The organism is Petrotoga sp. 9T1HF07.CasAA.8.2 (genome assembly GCF_002895585.1).
GTDB classification, from domain to species: Bacteria; Thermotogota; Thermotogae; order Petrotogales; family Petrotogaceae; genus Petrotoga; species Petrotoga mobilis.
Window position 1 is genome coordinate 14615 of record NZ_AZRI01000010.1, and the last position, 20384, is coordinate 34998.

13 protein-coding genes and 4 pseudogenes are annotated in these 20384 nt (G+C 37.1%); 5 read left to right on the forward strand and 12 right to left on the reverse strand.

The window, feature by feature from the left end:
* Positions 1-71: 71 nt before the first annotated feature.
* The gene (locus X925_RS01550) at positions 72-1385 is read right to left on the reverse strand and encodes an ABC transporter substrate-binding protein (protein WP_012208548.1); all 1314 of its coding nucleotides are present in this window, start codon (positions 1383-1385) and stop codon (positions 72-74) included.
* 218 nt (positions 1386-1603) lie between these two features.
* Here X925_RS01550 and X925_RS01555 point away from each other — a divergent pair, with 218 nt between their 5' ends.
* Positions 1604-4672, forward strand: a complete 3069-nt coding sequence (locus tag X925_RS01555) for an alpha-mannosidase (RefSeq protein ID WP_121958941.1) — start codon at positions 1604-1606, stop codon at positions 4670-4672.
* 37 nt (positions 4673-4709) lie between these two features.
* Here X925_RS01555 and X925_RS01560 read toward each other — a convergent pair whose 3' ends face one another.
* The 5 genes and pseudogenes from X925_RS01560 to X925_RS01580 form a co-directional block, all read right to left on the reverse strand.
* Positions 4710-6446 (reverse strand): NADH-dependent [FeFe] hydrogenase, group A6, encoded by a 1737-nt coding sequence (locus X925_RS01560; RefSeq protein ID WP_012208550.1) that lies wholly within the window; start codon positions 6444-6446, stop codon positions 4710-4712.
* A gap of 108 nt (positions 6447-6554) precedes the next feature.
* Positions 6555-8400, reverse strand: a pseudogene (locus tag X925_RS01565) (NADH-ubiquinone oxidoreductase-F iron-sulfur binding region domain-containing protein).
* Between the two features lie 14 nt (positions 8401-8414).
* Positions 8415-8924: an NAD(P)H-dependent oxidoreductase subunit E gene (locus tag X925_RS01570; protein WP_012208553.1), complete on the reverse strand. Its 510-nt coding sequence runs from the start codon at positions 8922-8924 to the stop codon at positions 8415-8417.
* A 157-nt stretch (positions 8925-9081) separates the two neighbouring features.
* Complete coding sequence (locus tag X925_RS01575; protein WP_012208554.1) at positions 9082-10227, reverse strand: Gfo/Idh/MocA family protein; 1146 nt, start codon at positions 10225-10227, stop codon at positions 9082-9084.
* A gap of 31 nt (positions 10228-10258) precedes the next feature.
* The gene (locus X925_RS01580) at positions 10259-11353 is read right to left on the reverse strand and encodes a Gfo/Idh/MocA family protein (protein WP_012208555.1); all 1095 of its coding nucleotides are present in this window, start codon (positions 11351-11353) and stop codon (positions 10259-10261) included.
* 153 nt (positions 11354-11506) lie between these two features.
* Here X925_RS01580 and X925_RS10580 point away from each other — a divergent pair.
* Positions 11507-11593, forward strand: a pseudogene (locus X925_RS10580) (cyclopentanol dehydrogenase); the annotation flags it as partial.
* Between the two features lie 135 nt (positions 11594-11728).
* Positions 11729-13663 carry an FAD-dependent oxidoreductase gene (locus X925_RS01590; RefSeq protein WP_103065295.1) on the forward strand — a complete coding sequence of 645 codons (1935 nt, stop codon included), beginning with the start codon at positions 11729-11731 and terminating at the stop codon, positions 13661-13663.
* A gap of 202 nt (positions 13664-13865) precedes the next feature.
* Here X925_RS01590 and X925_RS10385 read toward each other — a convergent pair.
* Positions 13866-14168, reverse strand: a pseudogene (locus tag X925_RS10385) (group II intron maturase-specific domain-containing protein); the annotation flags it as partial.
* Positions 14162-14296, reverse strand: a complete 135-nt coding sequence (locus X925_RS10515; protein ID WP_255408238.1) for a hypothetical protein — start codon at positions 14294-14296, stop codon at positions 14162-14164. The pseudogene X925_RS10385 and the gene X925_RS10515, both read right to left, overlap by 7 nt.
* A gap of 284 nt (positions 14297-14580) precedes the next feature.
* Between X925_RS10515 and X925_RS10585 the strand changes: the two are divergent.
* A pseudogene (locus X925_RS10585) lies at positions 14581-14676 on the forward strand (SDR family oxidoreductase); the annotation flags it as partial.
* A 271-nt stretch (positions 14677-14947) separates the two neighbouring features.
* Here X925_RS10585 and X925_RS01605 read toward each other — a convergent pair.
* Both X925_RS01605 and X925_RS01610 read right to left on the reverse strand, forming a co-directional pair.
* Complete coding sequence (locus X925_RS01605; protein WP_103065297.1) at positions 14948-15292, reverse strand: thioredoxin family protein; 345 nt, start codon at positions 15290-15292, stop codon at positions 14948-14950.
* Between the two features lie 198 nt (positions 15293-15490).
* Positions 15491-16504, reverse strand: coding sequence for a permease (locus X925_RS01610; protein WP_121958942.1), 1014 nt, complete (start codon positions 16502-16504; stop codon positions 15491-15493).
* Between the two features lie 296 nt (positions 16505-16800).
* On the opposite strand from X925_RS01610, the gene ackA reads away from it, so the two are divergent.
* A complete protein-coding gene (gene ackA, locus X925_RS01615) occupies positions 16801-18006 on the forward strand; it encodes an acetate kinase (RefSeq protein WP_103065110.1) in 1206 nt (401 codons plus the stop codon).
* Positions 18007-18090: 84 nt separating this feature from the next.
* Here the strand turns inward: ackA and metA are convergent, their stop codons facing one another.
* Positions 18091-19020: a homoserine O-succinyltransferase gene (metA, locus tag X925_RS01620; RefSeq protein WP_103898410.1), complete on the reverse strand. Its 930-nt coding sequence runs from the start codon at positions 19018-19020 to the stop codon at positions 18091-18093.
* Positions 19021-19068: 48 nt separating this feature from the next.
* Positions 19069-20358 (reverse strand): O-acetylhomoserine aminocarboxypropyltransferase/cysteine synthase family protein, encoded by a 1290-nt coding sequence (locus X925_RS01625; RefSeq protein WP_121958943.1) that lies wholly within the window; start codon positions 20356-20358, stop codon positions 19069-19071.
* Positions 20359-20384 lie beyond the last annotated feature (26 nt).

Sequence of the window (20384 nt, forward strand, 5' to 3'; positions counted from 1 at the left end):
AGGAAGAAAATTCTTCCTTGGATTAACAACATTTGAAATTCTAGACTTATCTTAGAGATTCATTTAATAGATTATTGATAGAATTCGTTATATTCTTGGATTAATTCTGTTACTCTACTTTCAGCCCAGCTCAGTGCCTCTTCAGGTGTCATTTGTCCATCAACCATTCTTTCATACGCTATTTCTATAGTCTCTCGTGTTTCAGGGAACACTCCAATAACTGCTCCAGCGGAGTTGAAATCTCTTTTAGCTAGCAATAGTTGCAATAAGGAAGTGAAGTAATTTGGGTTCTCAGCATAGAACTCTTCATAGTGCAGCCTTTGAATGGCATCTTTTCTAACTGGAAAATACCCTGTACCTTGGTGCCATCTTATCTGTTGATCTTCACGATTGACAAACTTCAAAAATTCCCAGGCAGCTTTGGTTTCTTCGTCTGTATGGCCATCTATCAACCATAAACTTGCTCCTCCAATAACTGGTCCTCCACTGACACTTATATCTGGAACAGGTAAAAAGGCTGTACCTAACTCGTAGCCGTTACTTTCTAACCCTTCTTGAAAAACCTTTACATCAGATGTAGAAAAGAAATTCATAGCTGCTCTGCCTGAAACGAAATTTTGTCCGGCAGCATTCCAATCTTCCCTAGCTGTATTAAGAATTAAACCTTCTTTGTTCAATTGGTCAAACAGTTCAAATATTTTTAAACCCGCTTCACTATTGAAAACAGCCTCTGTTGCTCTGGCGGTTCTTCCGTTATCGTTGTTAACAAGTGGCGCATCAGCGGCAGCCATAAGTTGTTCAATTATCCATGAATGGGTAGGCCAAGTTAATCCGTATTGCACTGTATTTCCTCTTGAGTCTTTCTTTGTTAAAATTCTGGAGTATTCCAATAGTTCTTCGTAAGTTTGAGGAGGTCTATTTGGATCTAAGCCTGCTTCTTCAAAGAGCGTTTTGTTGTAATACAACAAAGCGGTAGATGAATTGAAAGGCATGGAGTACAACTTCCCATCAACTTTGTAATAATTTAATATCGGTTCCAACAAAACCCCTACATCATAAGAATCATCTTGATCAAGTAAATCTTGGACAGGAACTATGACACCACTGTCTATCATCAATCTTGTACCTATTTCGTAAATCTGTACTATGTGGGGTGCATTCCCGGATTGTACCCCTGCAATAAGCTTATTCAACGTCTCAGGATAACTTCCTGAATATTGCGCATTTACTTTTATATCCGGATAAGCTTCTTCAAAATCACTCACAATATCTTCAATCAAAGCTATCCTGTCTCCACTCATCGCATGCCAAAACTCTATGGTTACAGGGAAAGACAAAACGCTTAACAAAGAAACCATAAATAAAAACATAACCGTCCTTTTCACAAAACTCACCTCCAATAGATTTTTGAAACTATTTAAACACTTTACTCATAAAGCTTTTGTACCTAAATAATACTTTATTTTTATTTGTGAAATATAAGGAAATATAAAGTTTTGTTAAAGCTAAATATCTCCAAAGTTCTTTTCTTGTTTTTTACTATCTTATCTAGTAAGTTGTGTTATCATTAATTGGATTGCTATCTAGGAGGTCAAAATAAAACATGTTAGAAAACATAACCAAGAAAAAGTTAGAAAACGGATTAAGAGAAGTTAAAAAATTACAAAATCTAAGTATTCTCCAAATTCAACAAATGGGATACTTTGAAGACAAAGAAAGAAGATTCAAACCTGAATTCAACGGATCAATAGACTGGAAAAAGATAGAAAAAGAGGAAAAGTGGGGAGGGTACGATAAGATATTTTGGTTTAGAAAAAATATCGAATTGCCTGAAAGTATTGGTGAAGAAAGTCTATTTTTGAGGGTTTCTTTGGAAAAAGATGGTGATTTAGACGTTATTCCTGACTATCCAGAGTCTTTACTCTTTGTAAATGGTCAATTTGTTCAAGGTATAGACAAATACCATAAAGAGGCTCTAATATCGCCAAAGATTGTACAAGGAAATGTATTGAGGATATACTTGAGGTCATGGACTGGCTTGAGAGGGGAATTAAATTATACATTTTCAGGTTTGGAACTTTACAAAATAGAAAAATATTCACAAAAGTACTATTTCCTAGCAAAGAATATTCTTGACACAATCGATCAACTAAGTCAAAACGATATTGTAAGAGTAAAATTATTCAATATTTTAAACGAGTCTTACAAAAGAATCAATTTTATAAAACCTCGATCCAAAGAATACTATGAATCAATAAAAGACAGTTATAGTTTTTTGCAAGAAGAACTGACAAAACTGAGAAATTTTAAAATGGATTCTCCAAAAGTTATTTTGACAGGTCATTCTCATATAGATATGGCATGGCTTTGGACAGTTTTACACACAAGAGAAAAAGCACAAAGAACCTTTTCAACGGTTCTCAACCTAATGCAAGAGTATCCAGAATATATATTTATGCACTCTTCTCCGGCATTGTACAAGTTCTTAAAAAACGATTACCCTGAGTTGTATGAAAAAGTAAAGCAAAAAATAAAAGAAGGCAGATGGGAAGCAACTGGTGGTATGTGGATAGAATCTGATTCCAATATTTCTCCAGGTGAGTTTTTGATAAGACAGATACTATTTGGGAAAAGGTTCTTAAAAGAAGAGTTTGGAATTGATTCTAAAGTTGTATGGTTGCCAGATGCATTTGGTTACACATACGCCCTTCCTCAGATAATAAAGAAAAGTGGAATGAAGTACTTCGCTACAACCAAAATAAGCTGGAATGAGATCAACAAATTCCCTTACGATACTTTTTGGTGGAAAGGCATCGATGGGACAAAAATCCTTTCCCATTTTATTACGACTCCAGATAAGAACAATTATTTTTATACCTACAACGGTATGGTGGAACCTTTCACGATAAGGGGGATATGGGATAACTACAAACAAAAAGATATAAACGATGAATTACTTCTTGTCTTCGGTTGGGGAGATGGGGGAGGAGGCCCAACATATGAAATGTTAGAAAATTATGAAGCAATAAAAGAAATCCCAGGTTTACCCCAAGTGGATATGGGAAGAGTAGAGGATTATTTTGAGAAATTGGGAGAAAGAATAAGAGATAAAAATGTCCCAGTTTGGGATGATGAGCTGTACTTCGAATTACATCGAGGTACGTATACTTCACAAGCTTTTGTGAAAAGGGAAAACAGAAAATCAGAAGTATTGTACCATAACGCAGAGTTATTAAATTCTATGGCTTTGAAATTATTAGAAGATTTCGAATATCCTAAAAATTCTCTAAATGAAGGATGGGAACTATTATTATTAAATCAATTCCACGATATTTTACCAGGTTCCTCAATAAGAGAGGTTTATGAAGATGCAAGAAGAGATTTTGAAAAGATAAAGGGGATAGCTAACAAAGAGATCGAAAGGGCTATTTCTATGATTTCAAAGGAAATAAAAAGCGAAGAAGACAGTTTGGTATTATTCAACACCACCTCCTTTGAAAGGGACGAGATTGTAGAGTTAGAAAACGGTAAAAAAACGTTGGTTAGAGGAATCCCCCCTTTTGGCTATAAAAGTATTAAGGTATCAAATTTGGAGCAGAAGCAAATTGATGAAAAAATGATCGTAAAAGAAGATTACATTGAAAACAGATACTATATAATCGAATTCAATGAAAAAGGGCAGCTTAAAAGATTATACGATAAAGAAAATAAAAGGGAAGTACTGGAAGAGGGGAAATTGGGAAACGTGCTACAAACCTTCGAAGATAAACCTTACTTTTTTGACGCATGGGATATTTCTCCTTATTTCAACGAAAAGATGAAAGAGGTTACTGATTTAATCGAAGTAAAAGTAGAGGAAGAGACTCCTTTAAAAGGTGTTTTAAAATTCTCATGGAGGTTTTATGACTCAACTATCGAACAAAGAGTCATTGTGTACAACCACATAAGAAGAATCGATTTTGATACACATGTTGACTGGAAAGAGAAACAAGTTTTATTAAAAACAGCTTTTCCTGTTAATATAAGAAGCACGAAAGCCACCTACAACATACAATTTGGAAACATAGAAAGAAGTACAACCAACAACACAAGTTGGGATATAGCAAAATTTGAAGTCCCAGCACAAAAATGGGCAGATCTTTCAGAAGCAAACTATGGAGTTTCCATACTAAATGATTGTAAACATGGGTACGATATAAAAGAAAACGTTATGAGACTCACTCTTCTAAGATCCCCAATCGAACCCGATGAAACGGCTGATAGAACGGATCACACATTCATTTATTCTCTTCTACCACACGCTGGAACATGGAGAGATTCACAAGTAATACAAGAAGCCTACAAATTGAATTATTCTGTAATAGTTAAAAAGATAAGAAAAAACGAAGAAGGAAACCTCCCTGACAATTTCTCTTTTATCAAGGTCAACGATTTTGATGTGGTAATTGAAACCATAAAAAAAGCGGAAGATGATGACTCTATACTAATTAGACTTTTCGAAGATAAAGGCAGTCGAAAAAAGGAAGTGGAAATAGAATTTTTTAGAAGTTTAAAAAAAGTGGTTGAATGTAATTTAATTGAAGAAGAGGAAAAAGAAATTGCATTTAAAGATAATAAAATCGTATTCAGTATAACACCATACGAAATAAAAACCTTTAAAGTGTGGTTTTAATTCAAGCTAAAGGCGGATTTTCTCCGCCTTTAGTTTTTTAAAGCCATTCTCTTTGCACATAATGAGTATGCAACAATTGATGTGATTTTTCACTTCCTGGCTTTTCCAAATACTCGTTGTATAGTCTAACAATTGATGGATTTTCATGGGACTTTCGAATTATCTTTGATTTGTCAACGACATTTAATGCCTCGATTCTCTTTTTAATCACGTTGAAATCACCATGATGGTACGGTTGACCACCGCCTCCAACACAACCCCCTGGACAAGCCATAATTTCGATTAAATGTAAGTCTATTTTTCCCGATTGAACGTCTTCCAAGAGTTTTCGTGCGTTACCTAAGCCATAAGCAACTCCAACTCTTAATTTTTTCCCATTAATTTCAACTTCTGCAACTCTTATAGACTCATATCCATGAAGTTGCTCAAATTCTACTTCTTTAAGTTCATTCCCGGTTATCCATTCATAAGCGGTTCTTAAAGCTGCCTCTGCAACTCCTCCCGTTCTTCCAAAAATGGCTGCAGCACCGGTGGATTCTCCTAAAGGACTATCATACTCCCTTTCTGGGACAGCTTTGAAATTAATTCCTGCTTCTTTGATCATTTTCGCCAGTTCTCTGGTGGTCAATACATAATCAACATCCCTGTATTCAGGTGATGCATTTATTTCTTCTCTAGCTGCTTCGTACTTTTTGGCTAGACAGGGCATTATGGATACAACGGTTATCTTTTTGGGATCAATATCATTTTTTTGTGCATAATAACTCTTTGCAATCGCTCCAAACATCTGTTGAGGAGACTTCGCAGAAGAAGGCATCTCAAGCAAGTCAGGGAATTGATGTTCGATAAATTTAACCCATCCTGGACAACAAGAAGTCAACATAGGTAAAAAACCACCATTTTCTAACCTTTCTTTGAACTCTGTAGCTTCCTCCATTATGGTTAAATCTGCTCCAAAATTGGTATCGAAAACCTTATCAAAACCCATTAGTTTTAAAGCTCCAACCAACTTCCCGGTAGAGATAGTTCCAGGCTCGTAACCAAATTCTTCCGCTAAAGCGACCCTCACCGCAGGAGCGGTTTGAACTACAACGTGCTTCTCTTCATTTTCCAACTCTTTCCATACTTCGTCTATGTAAGATCTTTCAACTAGAGCCCCCGTAGGACAGACTGCCACGCATTGACCGCAGAAGGTACAGGCAGTTTCTTCTAAAGGCATATCAAAAGAAGGCTTAACGACAGCACCAAAACCTCTGTCTATAGCCGAAAGAACCCCAACGGTTTGAAATTCGTTACACATGGTTTCGCATCTTCTACACATAATACATTTGTTCGGATCCCTAATTATTGCAGCAGATATATCAAGATCGTAATTAGATGTTTTGCCAAAATAAGGATTGTTCACAATGTTTAGTTCAGAGGCGATTTTTTGTAGTTCACACTCACCATTTTTCGGACATTTTAGACAATCTTGTGGATGATCTGATAACAATAACTGAACAGCGGTTCTTCGAGCTTCTACCGCCATCCTGGAATGTGTCTTTATTCTCATTCCTTCAAATACCGGCGTTGTACAAGCCGGGGCTAAAGTTCTTCTACCTTCTATTTCAACCATACATACTCTACATGAAGAAGGCTTATTTTCTATATTTATATCCTTTAAGTTCATATAACAAAGTGTTGGTATGTAACCGCCAAATTTTTGAACAGCCGTTAAAACGGTATCTTTTTCAGAAGCTAAAAATTCACCGTCATTTATATATACTTTTGGCATTTAGAATTTTTCCCTCCTAACCAAAAATTTTTTCCCTCTTGAAAACCTAATTTAGCGCCGCTTCAACCCGCTCCGCATTCATTAAAATGAAGGAGTTTTATATTTTATTTATACTATTTTTATAGCGTTAAACCTGCATGTTGTGTAACAAGACCCACATTTTATACACTTTTCTTGATCTATTGTATGAGGTTTTCTCAATTCACCTTGTATCGCTTCAGTAGGACATACCCTTGCACAGGCCGTACAACCTGTACAATTTTCTGGAATTATTTCGTACCTTATTAAATTCTTACATACACCAGCGCGACAGTTTCTGTCCAATATATGTTCTTTATATTCATCCTCAAAATACCTATAAGTAGAGAGTATCGGATTTGGGGCAGTTTGTCCTAACCCACATAAAGAACCGTTCTTTACGACATTAGCCAAAGTTAACATATGATCGAGATCTTCCAATTGAGCATTCCCAGAAGTTATTTTTTCCAATATCTCTAAAAGTCTAACGTTTCCCACACGGCATGTAGTGCACTTACCGCAGGATTCATCGACGGTAAATTGAAGATAGAATTTCGCAACATCCACCATACAAGTATCTTCATCCATGACAATCATTCCACCAGAACCCATCATCGAGCCTAGTGCTTGAAGACTATCGTAATCTATAGGGGTATCTAAGTATTCAGCGGGAATACATCCTCCCGAAGGGCCTCCAGTTTGAACAGCTTTGAACTTTTTATCCCCCTTGATCCCTCCACCTATATCGAAGATTATCTCTCTCAATGTGGTTCCCATTGGAACTTCAACGAGACCAACCTTTTTAACGTCTCCTGCAAGCGCAAATACTTTCGTACCTGGAGAATTTTCTGTTCCGAATTGTTTGAACCAGTCGGCTCCATTGAGTATTATAGGTGCTATATTTGCAAGGGTTTCAACGTTGTTTATCACTGTAGGCTTTTTCCATAAACCACTATTGGCAGGAAAAGGCGGTTTGTTGGTTGGCTCACCACGAAGACCTTCTATCGAATGGATCAAAGCGGTCTCTTCACCACAGACAAAAGCTCCGGCTCCCAGTCTGATCTCTATATCAAAAGAAAAATTACTGCCTAAAATATTTTCTCCCAGCAATCCATAATCTTTAGCTTGTGAAATAGCAACTTTTAACCTAGCAACAGCCAAAGGATATTCTGCTCTTATGTAAATAATCCCTTTTTGGGCACCAATTGCGTATCCAGCGATAGCCATACCTTCTAACACAGAATGAGGATCACCCTCTAGCACTGATCTATCCATAAATGCCCCTGGATCGCCTTCATCAGCATTACATATTACGTATTTTTCATCTCCTTTAGCTTGCATGGCGAATTTCCATTTCAAACCGGTTGGAAACCCACCACCGCCTCTACCTCTCAAATTTGAATCTAAAACCGTTTGAATTACCTCTTCTCTTTTTGAGTTAAGCGCTTTTGCTAGGGCTAAATAACCGTTATTTTTTAAATAATCTTCTATGTTTTCGGGGTCGATATTTCCAGCGTTTCTTAAAACGATTCTTACTTGTTCCGGCATCGTTTTACCTCCCTCAAATTGCTTTTTTGTGGGTTTCTTCTATCAACAATGCTTCTGCGATTTTTCCTTCTACAAAATGTGTTTTTACAAGATCTTTTACTTTCGATTTCGTAACGTTGCCATACAATACTGGCTCTTTACCTGGTTCGTTAACTTCTACTGTTGGCTCGGCATAGCAATATCCTAAACATCCTGTTTTAATAACTTCAATATTTTCTATTTTTTCTTCCTCTATCTCTTTTAGAAGCTCATCGTACGTCTCATCAGCTCCAGCTGAGATTCCACAGGTACCTAAAGCAACTTTTAATACAATTTTATTCTTATTTTCTTTTTCTTTGAGTTCATTTATCAGCGATTCTAATTGCTCTAAACTATTTAATTTAGGCATAGAAAAACCTCCTATCAACTATTTTTCTCTTTGGCTCTATAATCTCTAATTATTCTTCTTACATCGTTTATTTTAAGTCTCCCATATACTTTTTCCCCTATTTTTACGACAGGTGCCAAACCACAAGCACCTAAACACCTAACCGGATGAATAGAAAATAATCCGTCCTCGGTTACTTCTTCTTCTTCAACATTTAAAATCTTTTTGAATTCGTCTAAGATTTCGTTCGCTCCTCCCACGTAACAAGCTGTTCCTAAGCATACACTTATAGGATACTTACCTTTAGGTTTTGTGGAGAAAAAATTGTAGAAAGTCACAACACCATAAACTTGAGAAGAAGGAATTTTCAGTTTTTTTGCCACTAATTTTTGCACTTCATTTGGGATATATCCTAGATTTTCTTGAACTTTATGCAAAACTTCAATAAGCAAGCTCCTTCTTTCTTCTTCGGTTTTGTCCGTCAAATCGAGTGAATTAAGATAAGTTTCAATGTCTTTTAATTTGCTTTCAAGAAGTTCTTCCATTCATTTTCCTCCTCGTATAATTAGGTTTTATGAGGAATAAAAGTTAAAAAATTCACTAATAATATACCTGATTGATTATACCATTTTTTATAGATTAGTAATTTAATAAAATATAAACCAGTTATTACTTTTTTCAAAAATTCGAAACAAAATAATCTTAAAATTCTACCCAACTAGCACCTCTTTTTGTACTTTCTACACATTTTTCTATAAATCGCATTCCCTCTACTCCGTCTTCTACAGTGGGGAAATCTAAGTCTCTTTGTTCTAAAAGTTCTCCTTTTTTCTTTTTTGTAATTGCGCTAATAAACTTATCGTATACCCTTGCAAAGGCTTCAACGTAACCTTCCTGATGCCCACCAGGAGTCACATAATCAGTTTTAATAAAATCATCAACGCTTTCGCTTCCCCTCGATAAAGTTATAAAAGGATGGTTAACTTTTGAGATCTTCAAGTAATTTGCGTGTTCTTGTGACCATTCTATAGATCCTTTTGTTCCATATATACCAATATCCAAAGTATTTTCGTGGCCCATAGCAATTTGAGATGTCCAGTATATGCCTTCTGCCCCATTATCATAATTTATTAGTATAGATGCATTATCGTCTAGCCTATCTGGCTCAACAAACTTGTCCATTCTGGCATTTAAGGACTTTATCTTCAAACCTGTTAGGAAAGAAACTACGCTTTCCACGTGTACCCCTATATCAGCCACGCAATTAGATACACCCGAAACTTTTGGATCCGATCTCCACTCGTGGCGAGAATTTTTGCCGGCAAACGGCACCTTTGCCATCCACTCACTTAGGTATCGACCATTGATAAACCTAACCTCACCTATTTCCCCTCTTTTAATTAACTCTCTTGCGTATCTTAACATTGAATAACCTGTAAAGGTGTAAGCAACCGCAAAAAGTAGGTTGTTTTTTCTTGCTAACTGTTTTAGCTCTTCAGCTTCTTTTAGAGTGATGGTTAACGGCTTTTCACACATCACATTTATTCCAGATTCTAAAAATTTTTTTGCCACTTCATAATGTGAACTGTTGGGTGTGACAATGGATACAAAATCTATTTTATCGGGCCTTTTAGCTTCCTCCTCAGCCATTTCTTCATAATTTTTATACAATCTTTTCTCATCTATTTTTAACTCTTTGCCTGTTGCCAAAGTGTTTTTGAAGTTTCTTGAAAAACTTCCACAGACTAATTCTGCCTTCCCGTGTAGATTTATAGCTTTTCTGTGGACTATGCCTATTTGAGAGTCTTTACTTCCACCTACCATTCCATAAGTCAATCTTTTGAACATATTTTACCCCTCCTCTTATTTGAGTTTGGTTTTAAAACTTTACCCAAACGCTTCCATTTTTCGAACTTTCTACACATTTTTCAATAAACCTCATCCCTCTTAATCCCGCGTTTACACTTTGAAAATGGGCATTATCGTTGGTTATAATTTCTCCGTTTTTTTTATTTATTAAATCGGTAATAAATGTGGAATAAGTATTTTTGAACCCTATATTTGTTCCAGGAATTTCATCCACATTTTGAACTATCTCTTCTTTGTGGTCTTCATACAAAATTGTTAATTTGTTTGCTTGATTAAAATTCCATTTCAACGTACCTTCCGAACCATACACGCAAACGCTAAAATTGTTGTTCTCTCCCACAGCAATTTGAGACATGAAAAGTAATCCTTTACTTTTATCTTTGAAATTTACCATCACGGTGGAATTATCTTCCAATTTTCTTGATTCACCAAAAGTATCAAGGCGTGCACACAAATTATCGATCTCTTTTCTAGTAAGATATGAAACCATGTTCTCCACATGACTACCTATGTCGGCTGTAGTATTAGCCAAACCACTTTGGTTTGGATCCAATCTCCATTGGGCTTGCTTGTTTTCATCTTCGATCTTTTTTGCAAGCCATCCTTGAATATATTGTACATTAATGAATCTTATTTCGCCCAACTCACCTTTTTCTATTTTGTTTCTTGCTAACGAGATAACCGGATATCCCACGTACGAATACGTCACACACAACAAAAGATCATTATCATCTGCTAACTGTTTTAGCTCTTGCGCTTCTTTTACTGTTGTTGTTAGCGGTTTATCGCAGACAACATTTATACCTTTTTCTAAGAAAGTTTTAGCTATTTCATAATGGGAAACATTCGGAGTAGCAATAACTACAAAATCAATTTTATTTTTCTTTTTACTCTCCTCTTCAGCCATTTCTAAGTAGTTTTCGTACAATCTATCTTTCTTTATGTCCCACTTTTTGCCTGTTTTTAATGTTTTTTTATAATCTCGTGAAAAACATCCACTAACTATGCTTGCCCTTCCATCTGATAATATTGCATTTCTATGTGCCTCACCTATCATAGAATCTATGGATCCACCAACCATTCCGTAGGTTATTTTTTTTGACATAATACACCTCCATAAAAAGATTTCTTTTTATTATTTTAACATAAATGCTTTTTCTTTTAAAAAAATATGGTATAATTTAGATACGATTAATTTAGTCGTTTTTATTTATCGTAAATTGTGAAAATATTCACATCAAAAGGAGGGATTCATATTATGGCAGGAAGATTAGAAGGAAAAGTTGCTATTATTACAGGAGCCGCAAGAGGAATGGGAAAAGTTGAAGCTGAGCTATTTGTAAAAGGGAGGTGACAATCTTCAAGAGAGTAACCAATTAAAAGTGTTGGGGAGACATTAAAGGTCACTGGTCATTTTCCGAGAGGAAAGGTTTTTAGACAGATAACAATATAAAAATAAAAAGAAAGGGGAGACAATTATATGAAATATCCTGTGCTTTTTTCACCGATAAAGATAGGCACGATGGAGGTAAGAAATCGTTATGTGGTACCACCAATGGCTACTGGATTAGCACGAGCGGATGGCAGCCCAACCGAAGGGCATGTAGCATATTGGGCTGCAAGAGCAAAAGGAGGATATGGACTGCTGATTGTAGAGGCTGCGGCAATTGACCCTCTTGGAAAAGGTTCTCCATGGGATGAGCCTGGTATATGGGACGATAAGTTTATACCTGCATGGAAGAAAGTAACAGAGGAGGTTCATAAGTATGGAGCTAAAATAGCAATTCAGCTTCATCACGCCGGAAGGCAAACAACTCACGATAAAATAGGAGGTCAACCTGTGGCTCCATCGCCAATACCATGTCCGGTGGAAAGGGAAATGCCAAGAGAATTGACGACCGAAGAAGTATATGACCTCATTGAGAAATTCGGAGATGCTGCAAGAAGGGCCAGAGATGCCGGGTTTGATGCTGTGGAGGTACATGGAGCCCATGGGTACCTTATAGCCCAGTTTATGTCTCCATATTCTAATAAGAGGGTAGATGAGTTCGGCGGAGATTTTATGGGCAGGATGAAATTCCCTGTGGAAATAGTTAAGAATATACGGAGAAAAGTGGGCAACGGATATCCAATTATATTCAGATTGAGCGGTGATGAGAGGGTGCCTGGTGGAAGAGACATAAATGACTCCAGACTGGTAGCCCGCGTGATGGAAGAGGCAGGGGTTGATGCAATCCATGTATCCGCAGGGGTTTATGCAAGCACCCAATATATTATTGCACCTGCAGCTGTACCTCCGGGATTTAACGTTTATGCATCGGAAGAAATCAAAAAGGTCGTTAATATACCTGTAATAGCAGTCGGCAGAATTAATGACCCACTCATGGCGGAGGACATATTGGAAGACGGAAAAGCCGATTTAGTTGCGTTAGGTAGAGAGTCCTTAGCTGACCCTGAACTGCCCAATAAGGTTGCTGCCGGTTTAACAGAAGAGATCTCACCATGTATAGGGTGCATGCAGGCCTGCGCAGGCTACCTGTTTGATCCTACAAAGTCCAATATTTCCTGTCTTGTAAACCCGTTTACTGGAAGAGAAGGAGAGCTTAAAGTCGAAAAAGCGGAAAAATCCAAGAACGTTATGGTAGTTGGTGGAGGACCAGGCGGATTAGAAGCTGCATGGGTGGCAGCCAAAAGGGGACATAAGGTTACCCTTTACGAAAAAGAAAATGTGTTGGGCGGTCAGTACAGGATAGGAGCCATACCACCGACAAAGCAGGATATACTAAAGGCTATAAGGTACTATATAACCATGGGCAAAAAGTACGAGGTAGAGTATAAAACGGGGGTAGAGGTGACAGAGGACCTTATAATGAAAGAGAATCCCGATGTGGTTATATTAGCTACAGGTGGGGTGCCTCTGGTACCCAATATAAAGGGTATAGACAACCCCAAATTTGCCAAAGCGGTTGACATACTGGAAGGCAAAAAAGAAGCTGGTATGAATGTCCTCATAGTCGGCGGCGGTATGGTAGGTGTTGAGACAGCTGATTTCCTAGGCGAGCATTATCATAATGTAACCATAGTGGAGATGCTGCCGGAAATAGCGAGAGATGAACAGGCAGCGGTCAAATTCTTCCTCATGGAGAGGCTGAATAAATACGGTGTTAAAGCAATTACCAATGCCACAGTGAAGGAGTTCCTTGATGATGGTGTAGTATATGAAAAAGGCGGAAAAGAAGAAAAGCTCACAGGATTTGATACGATAGTCCTATCCATGGGAGCTAAAGCATATAACCCACTAGAAGAGAAAATAAAAGGCAAAGTATCTGAGGTATATGTGATTGGTGATGCCGTAGAGCCCAGAAAAACCTTGGAAGCCATAGAAGAGGCAGCAAGGGTAGCAGTAAAGATATAAGGCAAATGTTACCCATCAAAAAAATAATCTGTTATTTCTGAGGGTAATTGTATCTCAGCAATGGGTATGCCGGGGTCAACAGAGGGTGGCTAAAGATGTCATAGTAGTCCCAGGGCAGGGAATCGATCGGGTTAGGAGGTAGATAATTAATTTATCTACCGTCCTCCCACACCACTGTACGTACCGTTCGGTATACGGCGGTTCAACAGAATTGATGTTTTAGGTTATACGTTTCCAGGATCGAAGTTAAACCCATTTCCTTAAGGTGTTTATTAGTTAGTGTCCTTGAAAGTATTGGGCTATTGGAGATTATCCAATAGCCTTTTCTTGTATTTGCATATCCCCATGCTTTGTTAGTGTTTAGTCCTGATTTGACTAAGTTTTCATGTTTTGTTTTAATTTTCTTCCATCCTTTCCAGATACACAACCTAATTCTCCTTCTAAGCCATCCATCAAGATTTTCTGCTACCTTTTTCATGTTCGCTATTCCATAGTAGTTTATCCATTCCATCCATCCGGTTTCGGTATCTCTTTCCTACTTACCGGTTTCGGGTTGTATCTTACTTCAAGGAGCTTTTGCCTTAATTCTTCTCCATGTTTTTTGAGATATCTATACAATTCTTCTACTTTCATACCATATATCCGTCAGATTTACTCCGTTAAGAAGTTAAACCCACTAAGATCCAAATACTTAACAACCTTTTCTAAAGGTGCGAAAGCATAATTCTTATCGTAGGCAGAAGCAGGGGAAACAACGGGGGAGATTGGAACGTTTTATCCCTAAATATTGAAAGTGTTAAAAGTTAGTTACAATGCATGTTTTAGAGTTTCTAAAGACAGTAATCTTTGAAAAGGAAGGAGGGAAGGTTAAGGTGCATCGAGATTGTTAACAAAAACAGCTACAGATGAACTTGCTAAATATAACATACGGAGCTTTTTTCTTAGCTTCCGATGAATCCTCCTTCATGACAGGTTCTGAGTTGGTTATTGATGGAGGATGGACTGCATTATAATTATGAACCATTTTATCAAAACATCCGCGTAAAGCGGATGTTTTTTTATATGTAACAGGCATATGGGTGCACATAGAAAGGTCTGCTCACAGCAGATCTTTTATATCTTGAGGTGGAAAACCGAACCAAAGCCTGGATTTGTCTTTCAAATCTTAAAAATTTATTCAATATTCAAAAACCGCTAAATAATATGTGTGCTATGAAAGGTCCTTTGTGTAACAACCATGCTAACGAAATCTGTGACTCGGGTTGCTAATTTCATTCATTTTTTTCATGACCTAACTTTTTGAAGAAGCTCCACTACCTCTTCTGTTTTTAAAACTTTACCATAAGAAACCACTTTTCCATCTACAACAAGAGCAGGGGTTGTCATGACACCATAAGCTGCAATTTCTGAAAAATCTGTTACATGGTCAATCGCTGTATCCATACCAAGCTGCTGCAGAGCCTCTTTTGTTGTCACTTCAAGTTGATTGCATTTTGGACATCCGCTTCCAAGTATTTTAACACTAGCACCCCCAGCTTTAGCATGTACTCCCTTCGCAATGCTTCCTGTATTACGGTTTTCTCCGTAATAGGATGTTGTTTCTTCTTTTTTCTTTTCAAATAGTGACATTTTTATTACACCCCTTTTTATTCAGTTTTTGTTGTTCAATTGATGGCAACTATTTGGAATCTATTCCGAAGTATAACTAGATTATAGACACAATTGAGCCTTCTGCGGTACAACAACTTCTGATGTAAATGCCATACTCCATACAGATCGTATAAACAATAGCTGGACACTAAGTCTTTTACTGATATTTTCTTACTACTATATGATGAAGCCTTGAATAGCGTTAAAAAAGTAACCTACAAAAATAATACCCATGGTACAGATTGCGATAAATAGTGCCAATAGCTCCGGTTTGACAGCTTTGCGTAACATGACCATAGATGGTATAGACAGAGTTGTGACCGCCATCATAAACGAAAGAACGGTGCCTAGGTCAGCTCCTTTAGATAATAGAGCTTCTGCAATTGGGATTACACCAAAGATATCGGCATACATTGGTATGCCGACAAGTGTGGCTAAAACAACTCCAAACGGATTTTTACTACCGAGAACGGAGTTAATCCATTCTCCGGGAATCCAGTTGTGAATAATGGCGCCAATGCCCACACCAATCAAGATATATGGAAACACCTTTTTAAAGGTGGACAGCATTTGGTCCCTAGAGTAGACCAGTCTATCCTTTCTTGTCAGTTCGGGTGCTTCTATATCTACATTTCCAGCTATCATAATAAAGCTTTCAACGTACTTCCCCATTCGTAATTTTTCTATAACCGTACCACCTATTACTGCGATAATCAATCCGAGTATTACATACACGACTGCAACTTTTGCTCCAAAAATACTCATAAGTAGAAACAGCGACCCTAGGTCGACCATAGGGGAAGAGATAAGGAACGAGAAAGTTACTCCCACTGGAAGGCCTGCAGATGTAAAACCAATAAACAAAGGAATGGATGAACAAGAACAAAAAGGCGTTACCGTGCCTAGTAAAGCCGCGACAGAGTTAGCACCGAGACCTTGAAATCGGCCTAATATTTTCTTGCTGCGTTCTGGTGGAAAAAAGCTCTGAATGTAACTGATAAAGAAAATCAGTAAACACAGCAGTATGATTATCTTAATGACATCATAGACGAAAAACTCGATGCTACCACCTATGCGGGTAGATGTATCCACTCCTAGACTTGAAAGGATCTTTCCAATCAAGGTATCAAGCCATTTCATGCCAAGAAGCTGATATTGAGTAAAATCCCAAATCTCTTTTAATATTTGCATTCTAGGAAAACCTCACATATGATAATAACATATCAAAAATATTTGATATGATATTATTATATGAATAAAATCAAAATTTGTCAATATGTTGTGATTATAATCTTCAACTAGGCACTCATAACTCAGCTGTTGCCCAATGTCCCGAAAGAGACTTTTTTTACATCTGGGATTATAAGTCACTGCTTTCAAAAGAGATTATTGCTACTTATTATTCTTGAATACTTTTTATTTGAAATTTCTTCTATATTGTTGTATAATTTAACGGTTAAAAAATCGTTTGCGTGAGGAGGAAAAACATGAAAGTTTTAGTAATCAACTCAGGTAGTTCTTCGATTAAATATCAACTTCTTGAAATGGATACAGAAAAAGTTTTAGCCAAAGGATTGGTCGAAAGAATAGGTATAGAAGGGTCAAGAATTATCCACAGAAAAAACGAAGAAAAATATGTTATAGAGAAGGTTATAAAAAATCATGAAGAAGGTTTAAAAGAAGTTTTAGATCTCTTAACTTCTGAAGATTACAAGGTTATTTCATCTCTAAAGGAAATAGATGCAGTTGGACATAGAGTGGTGCACGGGGGTGAAAGATTTTCTTCTTCTGTTATTATTGACAAAGAGTCTTTGGATGCAATTGAAATGATGTCTTTTTTGGCGCCGTTGCACAATCCTGCAAACGTCATGGGAATAAAAGCAGCGATGGACCTTTTACCCAATGTGCCACAAGTTGGGGTATTTGATACTTCTTTCCACCAAACTATGCCAAATACTTCTTTCTTGTATGCAATTCCTTATGAGTACTACGAAAAATACAAGATTCGACGTTATGGGTTCCATGGTACGAGTCATAAATATGTTTCAAGAAGGGCAGCCGAAATATTGGGAAAAGATATAAAAACACTTAAAATCATAACCTCACACATTGGAAATGGGGCATCCATTGCCGCTGTAAAAAATGGTGAATCTTTCGACACTTCAATGGGATTCACTCCTTTAGAGGGTTTAGTTATGGGAACAAGAAGTGGGGATATAGATCCTGCCATTGTTTCATTTCTGGCTCAAGAAGAGGGATTAACAGCAAAAGAAGTTATAGGAATATTGAATAATAAAAGTGGAGTCTATGGAATAACGAAAGGTTTCTCAAGTGATATGAGGGATATTGAAGATAAAGCATTAGAAGGAGATAAAGTTTGTCGTCTTGCACTTGACATTTATGAGTACAGGATAGCCAAATATATTGGAGCTTACGCTGCAGCGATGAACGGTGTAGATGTTATAGTGTTTACCGCCGGTGTAGGAGAGAATTCTCCGGTAACAAGGGAAGAAATATGTGAAAAGTATTTAACTTACCTTGGTGTAAAGATAGATAAAGAGAAAAACAATTTTAAAGGCTTAGAAAGGGTCATAAGTACTCCCGATTCTAAGGTAACCGTGTTGGTAGTTCCAACAAACGAAGAACTTATGATAGCAAGAGAAACAAAAGAATTGGTTTCAACCAAAAATTAAATTCTAAAATTTTGTATAAAGATACTAAAACTGTAGAGCAACTAATAAGTTAGCCCTACAGTTTTGTTTTTTTTGAATTGATTGTTAAAGGATTGCTTGGTCAATATTGTCAAGATTGTATGGGGTTTGTTGGTAAACATAGTAATTTAACCAATTGTTGAATAAAATATAAGCATGACTTCGCCATCTCACGACGGGCCGTTTTTCTGGATCATCATGTGGGAAGTAGTTTACTGGGATATCAATGTCCATACCTTTCTCTAAATCACGATAGTATTCTTTTTTTAAAACCTCTGGATCGTATTCCGGATGTCCTGTAACAAACACTTGCCTACCATCTTTTCTCTCAACTAAATAAACACCTGCTTTTTTCGATTCGGATAGGATCATCAGTTCTTTTATTGGTTCAATATCTTCTCTTTTGATTTGGGTATGTCTCGAATGAGGGACCCAAAACGTATCATCAAACCCTCTAACCAATGGCGAGTCTTCACAACTTACCGAATGCTCAAATACGCCGAATATCTTCTTTGATACATGATATTTGTTTATACCATAGTGATAGTACAATCCTGCTTGTGCACCCCAACAAATATGAAGAGTAGAAAATACATTTTTCTTTGACCAGTCCATCACTTCTTTAAGCTCTTCCCAATAATCCACTTGTTCAAAATCAAGAGTTTCAACAGGGGCCCCAGTGATAATTAATCCGTCGAACTTTCTGTGACTTATCTGATCAAAAGATTTATAAAAGGTGTCTAAGTACTCTTGCGATACGTTTTTGTGGCTATGTGATACCATCCTTAAAAGCACTACATTTATTTGCAAAGGGGTGTTTCCTAACAAGCGTAATAATTGAGTTTCGGTGACTATCTTGTTTGGCATTAGATTCAAAATAACAATCTCTAAAGGCCTAATATCTTGGTGTGCCGCCCTCTCTTCAGTCATTATAAATATGTTTTCTTCTCTCAATACTTCTGCAGCTGGTAAGTTTTCAGGAATTTTTATAGGCACTTTTAACACTCCTTTCGTTCTGTCCCGGATGAACTTAAAAAATGGTTATTAGTTCTTAGTTGCTTTAGTTAGAGCTGAATCAATATCCTCAATCAAATCATCTATGTCTTCTATCCCAACGGATAGTCTAATCATATCAGGACTTACCCCAGAAGCCAACTGTTCTTCTTCACTTAACTGCCCGTGAGTGGTACTAGCAGGATGAACGGCGAGTGATCGAACATCGCCAACATTTGCAACATGGGAAAATATTCTTAAACTTTCGATAAATCTTTTCCCAGCTTCTACTCCACCTTTTACTCCGAAGGAAAGCATCCCTCCATAACCATGTTTTAGATATTTAACCGCATTTTTATGAGCCTTATGATTTTTCAATCCTGGATAATTTACCCAGCTCACCCTCGAATCTTCGGATAGGAATTCTGCAATTTTCATTGCGTTTGAAGAATGCCTTTCCATTCTTAAACTCAATGTTTCAATGCCCTGCAATATCAAAAAAGAATTGAAAGGACTTATTGAAGCCCCTAGATCTCTTAACCATTGGGAGCGGGCTTTTGAGATATAGGCAGCATTTCCAAATTTTTTATAAAAGCTTATCCCATGAAAAGCAGGATCTTCTTCAGTTAACATATTAAATTTACCGTTGTTCCAGTCGAAATTTCCACTATCAACAATAATTCCACCAATTGAATTACCGTGCCCGTTCAAATATTTGGTTAAAGAGTGAATAACGATATCAGCGCCAAATTCGAAAGGTTTGCACAAGTAAGGTGTAGCGAAGGTGTTATCTACGATCAAAGGGATACCATTCTCATGAGCTATCTTAGAAATCTGCTCAAAATCAGGTACAGAAAGTTCGGGATTCCCGATAGTTTCCACATAAACCGCCTTTGTCCGATTATTTATCTTATTTTTCAAGCTATCCACATCGTCAATGTCAAAGAAGTGGGTTTTTATGCCAAATCTACTCAAAGAATTCTTAAATAATGTGAATGTTCCCCCATACAAAGAGCTTGCTGTGAGTATTTCATCCCCTTCTTCCATAATGTTTAAGACCGCTATCGCTTCTGCAGCTTGCCCCGAGGAAGTGGCTAAAGCGCCCACACCACCTTCCAAAGCAGCAACCCTTTTCTCCAACACATCGGTCGTCGGGTTCATTATACGTGTATATATGTTCCCAGTTTCTTCCATGTTGAAAAGCCTAAGGGCATGAGCTGAATCTTCAAAGGTATAAGATGAAGTCTGGTAAATTGGTACTACGTTAGCCCCGGTGGTTGGATCTTTTTCAAAACCCGCATGAACCATTAAAGTATCGAAGTTGTGAATTCTTTCTTCCATATCTTTCCTCCTCATTTGTTTAAAAT